Source organism: Bradyrhizobium sp. LeoA1Lang (assembly GCF_055413685.1).
Genome location: NZ_JBVAPG010000255.1, coordinates 1 through 7,842 on the forward strand (window position 1 = coordinate 1; position 7,842 = coordinate 7,842).

Sequence of the window (7,842 nt, forward strand, 5' to 3'; positions counted from 1 at the left end):
CGGCTGGCAGACCCTCGCCAGCAAGCCCATTGCTCAGCCGGTTGATCTTGCCGCCTGAGCAGATATCATCCGTTCACCGGAGACTCGCGACGGACAAATTCCAACCAAGTTCGCGACGGCACCTGAACATGAGCAAGCGTTGCGGAGATCTTGAGCGGCCGAGACTGTTCTCATCTCAATGACGCACAAGGCAAGGATTCGCTGCCGTCAAGGGAGCTGATCCAATGCTTTTTGGTCCCATTGATTTTGCTCGGATCGCGTACTTTGGAAGCGCCATCTGCGAATGTCGAACTCGCCCAGAAGATCGGCCTATCATCGTCTCCCTGCCTGCGGCGTGTGAAGCGCTTAGAAACGGAAGGGGTTATCGAAGGCTATCGCGCCCTGCTCAGCCGCAACCGGGTTGGTCTCGGTATAACAGTGTTTGTCAGCATTAAGATAGAGGGACATGCGAGCGAGGGCGCTGACGAATTCGTGGCGGCCGTACGCGCTCGATGACTGGAACTTCGTGTTGAATGTGAACCTCGCGAGTACGTTCTTGTTCATGCAGGCGGCGGCACGTCATATGCTGAAGGCAGGCTCGGGCTCGATCGTCAACATATCATCGATCACTGGCGCTCGTGGCGTTCCCGATCGTTGCGCCTATGCGGCGACAAAGGCCGCGGTCAATTCGCTCACGCAGTCAGGCGCGACCGCATGGGCAACGCGAGGCATACGGGTGAATGCGGTCGCTCCCGGTTTCACGAAAACGTCGCTGGTGCAGGTTTTCATCGACAAAGGAAATATCGACCCCGATCACATGATCAATCGCACGCCCATGCACCGCCTCGCTTCACCCGAGAAAATCGCCGCCGCGATCGTGTTTCTGGGTAGCGACGAGAGCAGCTTCATGACCGGTCAGACAATTTATGTCGATGGTGGCTACATGGCCCAATATGGGATTCCATCGTCCTATAAGGATAACCACTGATGAACATCGATAGCGATCAGCGTCTCAGGCATTTGAGGCTGCTTTCGACATCACTGGTCAGTCGAGTATCCGTCGTCGGGTTGATCGCCATCGAACGCCGCGTGCGGTGAGATCGAGAAACGCCTCGCAATCCACTGATTTCAAGAAGAATGGCGGCAGCTTATGCGCGCCGTACTTCCGCTCGCTGAGCGGCATCTCGATGCAGGTTCAAAGCGGGACGAGCAGAATGACGCAGATATGTTAGGGGAGGTGTAACAATGGGAACACTTCGCCCGAGGAGGCCGCTTGCCGTGCCTCGTCGCAAGTGCCAGCTTCGGATCCAAAAGGACCCCCGCATTTTTTGCGCAACTCAAATCGGTTCGAAAAATCGAGCCGAAAATTCGTTAGTCAAGGCAGCGGGATGCAAAATCGAATCGTTCTTCTTTGGTGTCCGCAACAGATTGATTCGCTGGTGGGCCCGGAGGACTCGAACCTGCGACCAGACCGTTATGAGCGCCGGAAAGGTGCTTCGGAGCGCGCAAAACCCCTTATTTTGCAGGCATCTTTATCACGTTCGTTTTCGTTTGTTCGCTCCGTTTCTGTGGCGAAGCTGTGGCGGTAGATCGTCGCTTCGGTTTAGCCGTCATCTTCTCAACGGCGTCGGATAGATAGTCCGGGTGATGGTGACCATATACCTTCAGCAGCGTCTCAACGGACATTCCTAAATACCCGGCGGCCTGCCAGGGATCGGTGCCGTTTTGCATCAACCAGGTTGCGGCGGTGTGGCGCAGCGTGTGAGGCGAGATGTTCTTGCCCAAGTTTGCCAGCTTCACGGCGCGTTTGAAAGCTGTCTTGACCGAGGTCACCGGCTGCCCGTTGAATTCGACAAAATGTCGCTTGATGATGCCGCGGGCATGCCAGCGTCGCAGGTGTGCCAACAGACGAGGCGGGATCGGCATTGGAGGCTGACGTTTGTTCGTTTCCTGCTGACCTTGCCGGCGCCGGTAGTAGACCCCACGCTCCAGATCGACAAATGACCGGCCAATGGCCGCAATCGGTGAAGCGGACGCAATGGCGCCCGCACGCGTTCCGCTATAGAGGCCGATAATGATGAACCGCGCGAGATGGCGCAACGGGCGCTTGTCCGTCTGGACTTTCTGGCCCTTCATGGGACCACGATGCACAGTTTGGATCTCTCGAGCTCGCCAACAGATCCAAAGCAGCTTAGCGGCCTGTTCGCGTGTCAACCACGCATCGCGTGGCGGACCTTTCTTCGGCAGCTTTACCTTGACGAGTCCGCGGTGATATCCCTCATCAGCATGATGTTCAATCGCAGCCCGAAGATCCTCCAGATCACGCCTCGAACCGCCATTGTTTCCACGTTTCTTCACGTACTCGTTGCATTTGGCCTTATTGACGTCGCCCAGCATTAGCGTGCCCCAGAAGTCACACAGCCGCTTCATGCGGGAAACGTACTTTTTGGCATCTGCATTCTCTACGAACAGGTCTGGCCGATCGTCGATGAAGATGGAAAGCACATCCGCGATCGGTATTGAATCTATGTCGCGCTCTTTTCGCTGCGGCGAGTATTTGCCGCTGATGTAGTCTCTGAGCGCTTGCTCAGCCCTTCCAATTTCATGTTCAAGGCATCCTGTGCCTTGGTACTTAGTGCCGTCTCGGATGATCCAGGTGGCCGCGTGAGTGAGCTTTCCGGCCTCGTAGCGGGCTGGTCTGAGGTGGAGACGGGCACCTTTACTTCTACGCGGCATCGGCCACGCATCCTTTCAATCTCATTGAGCGTCGTAAACGCTTTACCAGCAATAATCTCGACCGTAAGTCGCCCCCGCTTGGCCTCTCGTCTCAAGCTGCTTTCCGAAATGCTCCGGTCCGGAAATGCGATTGCGGCCGCCACAGACAGCCTCAGTGGGGTATCAGGTCCTATACTCTCCAAAGATGTTGGCGCTGGTTTTCGCATAAATCATCTCACAAATGATTCAGCCGGGCAACGGCGAAGCTTTGACACGCTTCGTTGACTTCGTAGTCACACATTCCGGAGTATCGAGCGGATCAAGCGGCTGCGACGCTACGCCAGCGCGCGCATTCGTTCAGACCTCGGCGAGGCCATTGAATCGCCCCGCCAGAGAACATTCAGGCGATGAAACCAAGCACGTGCTCCGATTATCCCTGGCGTATTGCCAAGCGGTCTGCGAAAGCTGAATGGTCATGAAGCCTTCGATCAACAGAAGCGCACTGCTGTTCGCGGTTCAACTGCAGCTAAAGGAAGGCTGCCACCTCAAGACGCTGCATGCCGAAAGACCGTATCACTCAGTATAGTTTGGTCGCACGTGGAGAATGCGATCATCTTTTTGTAATCTTCGCGTTCGGCGCTTGTCCGTTGAGGGAGGTGATTGACGATAGTTGAAACGTATCAATTGCCGTGTAGGTCTCGAGTGGATAGGGCCGCGTAGGTCGGCGGATGTGCACGGCACGAATTTCAGGGCAGACAAGTGTCGACGACCGTTAGTGTCGGAGGTGGAAAGGCGCCTCCACCGCGCCTTCGCGCAGCTGCGCTGATCGCAACCGAGAACGAATGCTCTCGCAAATGTGGGGTTGGTAGCGTGCCCCCGCTACCAACGGTCACCCCCCGCTCGAACGTTTCAGCAGCGGTCCCGGCAACGTCAATTCCGACAAGGATGCCTTGATCTCGATTGCGAGTTCGTCGGTCCCCGGCGGCGCATGAACGATGACGGCTTGGACCAGCTGGCGCAGCGTTGCGACGAGCACGGGCTCGTCGAGTTCCGCAGCCTCTGCGGCGACCTCGGCTAGGCGCCTGATGTCGGCGAGATAGCGCTCGATCGCCGCCGGGTGCACGGTGACGATCTCGGAAGCGGCCGCGATCTGTGCGAGCTCGGCCTTGACACGCTTCCGTTCGGCCGCGAGCTCATTGACCTTCGGGTTGTAGGTGTCGAAATCCGCGCCCTTCGCAATGTTCGTGATCAGGCGATCGATCTCGCGGTCGAGCTCGCCGTTGCGGCGCTGCAGATGCTTCTCGCGATCGCCACTCTCCTTGGCCAAGCGCCGGCGCTCGGAGTTGTAGGTGCGGACATATTCGGCGATTGCCTCGGGATTGGCGAGCTCCTCGCGCAAGCCTTCAAACACCAGGGTCTCGATCGCTGGGCGCGAAACCTTGCGGCCGTTGCTGCAGACGCCGCTCTCGCGGAATGCCGAGCACTGCATGCGGTGAGGCTTCCCCTTCCTCTGCGCGCCGATCGCCGACATACCGGCGCCGCAGAATCCACAGCGCAGCAGGCCTGACAAGGGCCGGACAGCCTTGCGCGATTGCGAGGCGCCCTGGTGACTGCGGCCAGCCTTGATCACCTGTGCGGCCTTGAACGTCGCGTCCTCAACGATCGCCAAGTGCGGCGCGTCGACGCTACGATATTGGTCTTTGCGGTTCGGGCGTGGCACGCGCCTTCCGGTGGCAGGATCCTTGATCATGCGGACCTTGTTCCAGACGATGCGGCCCGCATAGAGCTCGTTGATCAGCATACCATGGCCGCGTGCGGCATTGCCGTTGATCGTCGACGCGTTCCAATTGTTGCCGCGGGGCGGTCTGACACCGTCGGCATTGAGGCCCGCGGCGATCTCGCGCGGCGTCTTGCCCTCGACAAACTCGCAGAAGATTCTCCGCACGATCTCGGCTTCGGCCTGGTCGATCTCGAGCTCGCCTGGTTTGCCTGCGATCGCCCGATAGCCGTAGGCGCGGCCCCCGGCGTGGCGGCCGTCGCCGATCACGCTCTCGAGGCCGCGGCGGGTGTGGACGACCAGGTTCTCGAGAAACATCTCGCCCATGAGCGCGCGCAGGGCGCCATCGAGCTTGCCCACCTTGCCGCTCGCCGTGTGGATCGCAATGCCGAGGAAGTCGAGCCGCTTGCGTGCGGTATGCCAATCGCCCTGGTCGCGCGAAATGCGATCGACGTCCTCGGCGACGATGACATCGAAGCGGCGCGCTTCGGCTGCTCGCATCAAGTCCTGGAAGCCGGGACGATTGACGGTCGAGGCGCCGGAGATCTCGCGATCGCAGAAGGTCAGCACGACCGTAAAGCCTTCGCGGGCGCAGAGCTCGCGGCAGGACGCGATCTGATCGTCGACAGATCTATCGTTCTGCCGATCGGACGAGAAGCGGGCGTAAATGGCTGCGCGGATCATTTGCGGTTGCCTCCAGCTCGGCCCGGCGGACGAGCTCGGCCGCATGATCCTGCCTTGCGTGCAGTAATGCAAGGGCGTGCGCAACGGCCAAAGCGGCCGCGCCAGGCCTTTCCGCGGATAACTTGCGCGGCGAGTTAGTCATCGGGAGCCGGGCTCCTGCTCGATCATTTCGACATTGAGCGGTGCCGTGAGGCTTTCGTTGGCGAGCGCCGCGGTGTCGCCGACGACGCGGGCGATCGAGAAGACAGCACATTCCTGCAGCTCGAGGTCAAGGATGGCGGCTATGATGGCGAACACCGTCACCTCATCGTCTCCCTGTTTGCGGCCACCAGCATACGTCGCCCATCGATCAGTGCTTCGCCGGCGAGCTCTGCGACGTCGCCATAGCCGCGGCACACGCCTTTGTTCTGTTACCTATCGGGCGAATGCCGGAAGCGTTGATCATCCGAACATCATGCTCAGGCGAGGCCAAAACGGAATGAACGCTATGAGCTCATCGTACGATCGGATGCGACAGGAAAGGAAAAGGAGGGCAGCCTGCCGGTCGGGTCTTCAACCCGCGTATTTGGGGCGAAAGTCCATCTCGGCCCAAACGAGTCCCTGTCTCGCCATTGATTTCGTTATCATCGGCCGGCACTCGAAGCCGCGCGCAGACTGTTATGAGCGGCAGAATAGCGATCAGCTTCGTTGAATTTCCTACGTTTTCGTTCGATTTCGATCGCGTTCGTTGCGCTTCGTTGATGCCGTTTCTAGTGCGAAACTGGTCCGATTGCACAACTCTCCTTTCGGAGGACGGACCATCGCATCGGGGTCCCTAGTCATCTGGAACGCAAGTTCGTCACATTAGTTGATAGTTCGAATCTCTACAGAGGAGAGTGCGAGTGGCTAATGCAGGTGAGCGAGGCCGGCCGATTGCGCCGTTAATGCTGAATCCGCAGGAGCGGGCGTACTTGGAGAGGCAAGTTCGTCGTCATCGTGTTGCCCGGTCGCTGTCTGAGCGATGCCGCGCGATCCTGCGATGTGCGGATGGCTTGCCAAGCAAGTCTGTAGCTGCGGAACTCGGCCTCCACGAACATACCGTTGGCAAGTGGCGCCGCCGATTCTTGAAGGACCGCTGTGATGGCCTGCTTGACGAGGCCCGCCCTGGCCGCCCTCGCACCATCAACGACGATCAGGTCGCTGCCGTGATCGAGCGGACGTTGCGTACGACGCCGGCCGATGCGACGCACTGGTCGATCCGCTCGATGGCTGCGGAAACCGGCTTTTCCCACACCACGATCCGCCAAATGTGGGCAGCGTTCGGCTTGCAGCCGCACCGCAGCCAGACGTTCAAGCTGTCGAGCGATCCACTGTTCGTCGACAAGGTGCGCGATATCGTCGGCCTTTACCTATCCCCGCCGAACCGAGCCCTTGTCCTCAGCATCGATGAGAAAAGCCAGATTCAGGCACTCGATCGCGAGCAACCGGTCTTGCCGATGATGCCTGGCGTACCGGAACGTCGCACGCACAGCTATGTGCGGCATGGTACGACCTCGCTGTTTGCCGCGCTCGATGTCGCCTCGGGGTTCGTCATCGGCAAATGCTACAAGCGCCACCGCGCAGTCAAGTTCTTGAAGTTTTTAAAAGAAGTCGATGCCCAAGTTCCTGAAGGGCTCGATGTCCATATCGTCATGGATAATTACGCCACCCACAAGACACCCAAGATCAAAGCGTGGCTCGCACGTCGACCTCACTATCATGTTCATTTTACGCCGACGTCCGCGTCATGGATCAATCTGGTCGAGCGCTGGTTCGCTGAACTCACCAGAAAGCAGATCCAGCGAGGTGTCCACACCTCCGTCAGGCAGCTCGAGACCGACATCCGTACCTTCATCGACCTGCACAACAGAAACCCGAAGCCCTTCAAATGGACCAAGTCCGCAGACCAGATTCTGGCCTCGGTCAAACGCTTCTGCCATAAAGCCCAGCAGACCTTATGTGGCGAACTTTAGATTCACGTGACTAGCTGGTCACCTACAAAATCGCTTAAGAAGTTTACCCATTGCAGGCGGCTGCATCGCGCACCTAGAAGGTGTCGGCCTGTTGCGTTGCAGTTCGATTCCTGCGGTCCCGCGGTTTGATTCCGATCGCATTTGCCGCCAACCAGATGCTGGAATTGTCCTGCACTTCCGGCGCCGCAATCTGTCCCTGGCCGGCGCCGAATTGGACAGACAAGTTATTGATTTCATTTGGCATTTTATGACGGCGAAATCTCGGTACCAACACGAATACCAACGTTGGCATTCCAAGAATCTGCGCGGATTGTCAGGGCGTGGCCGGCGGTTCCAGTCGCTTCCGGCCATTTTTAGCCCACGATTTCTCATCCCAAACTAGGATTTCATACGATATGGTGCTGGCTATCGTACCCGTGAACGCGAATTGCGACATCGCATAGCCGGTAGCAGTCGGGTTGTCTCTGAGAACTGATCCCTCGCGCCAATGGCGTACTTCGGCTTCGACCGCACGAGCGAAATCGGAGGATCGGCAGGTTATGGCGCAAACCGGACATTGGAGCCTATGACGGAGCTATGCGGAATTTTGGGTGATGAGGTGATCAGGCGGCGTGGTTTGCCGGCATTTGGATGACCTCGATGCCGTCGTTGAATCTGACACCTGCGATGACCTTCGGCAACTGATTTGTGCCTTTG

The 7,842-nt window shown here is 58.5% G+C and carries 7 protein-coding genes; 3 read left to right on the forward strand and 4 right to left on the reverse strand.

Annotation, left to right across the window (positions count from 1 at the left end; translation table 11 throughout):
• Positions 1-264: 264 nt before the first annotated feature.
• Together ACZYOF_RS40760 and ACZYOF_RS40765 are read left to right on the forward strand one after the other, a co-directional pair.
• Positions 265-495, forward strand: coding sequence for an Lrp/AsnC family transcriptional regulator (locus ACZYOF_RS40760; protein ID WP_463719281.1), 231 nt, complete (start codon positions 265-267; stop codon positions 493-495).
• Between the two features lie 46 nt (positions 496-541).
• Positions 542-967: an SDR family NAD(P)-dependent oxidoreductase gene (locus ACZYOF_RS40765; protein WP_463719282.1), complete on the forward strand. Its 426-nt coding sequence runs from the start codon at positions 542-544 to the stop codon at positions 965-967.
• 527 nt (positions 968-1,494) lie between these two features.
• Here the strand turns inward: ACZYOF_RS40765 and ACZYOF_RS40770 are convergent.
• The 3 genes from ACZYOF_RS40770 to ACZYOF_RS40780 form a co-directional block, all read right to left on the reverse strand.
• The gene (locus ACZYOF_RS40770; protein ID WP_394565888.1) at positions 1,495-2,715 is read right to left on the reverse strand and encodes a tyrosine-type recombinase/integrase; all 1,221 of its coding nucleotides are present in this window, start codon (positions 2,713-2,715) and stop codon (positions 1,495-1,497) included.
• An 868-nt stretch (positions 2,716-3,583) separates the two neighbouring features.
• Positions 3,584-5,155 (reverse strand): recombinase family protein, encoded by a 1,572-nt coding sequence (locus ACZYOF_RS40775; RefSeq protein WP_463719279.1) that lies wholly within the window; start codon positions 5,153-5,155, stop codon positions 3,584-3,586.
• Between the two features lie 138 nt (positions 5,156-5,293).
• Positions 5,294-5,458, reverse strand: a complete 165-nt coding sequence (locus ACZYOF_RS40780; protein WP_155255047.1) for a hypothetical protein — start codon at positions 5,456-5,458, stop codon at positions 5,294-5,296.
• 578 nt (positions 5,459-6,036) lie between these two features.
• On the opposite strand from ACZYOF_RS40780, the gene ACZYOF_RS40785 reads away from it, so the two are divergent.
• Positions 6,037-7,146, forward strand: coding sequence for an IS630 family transposase (locus tag ACZYOF_RS40785; RefSeq protein ID WP_463719280.1), 1,110 nt, complete (start codon positions 6,037-6,039; stop codon positions 7,144-7,146).
• Between the two features lie 73 nt (positions 7,147-7,219).
• On the opposite strand, the gene ACZYOF_RS40790 is transcribed toward ACZYOF_RS40785, so the two are convergent.
• Positions 7,220-7,369: a hypothetical protein gene (locus tag ACZYOF_RS40790; RefSeq protein ID WP_196237223.1), complete on the reverse strand. Its 150-nt coding sequence runs from the start codon at positions 7,367-7,369 to the stop codon at positions 7,220-7,222.
• Between the last annotated feature and the right edge of the window lie 473 nt (positions 7,370-7,842).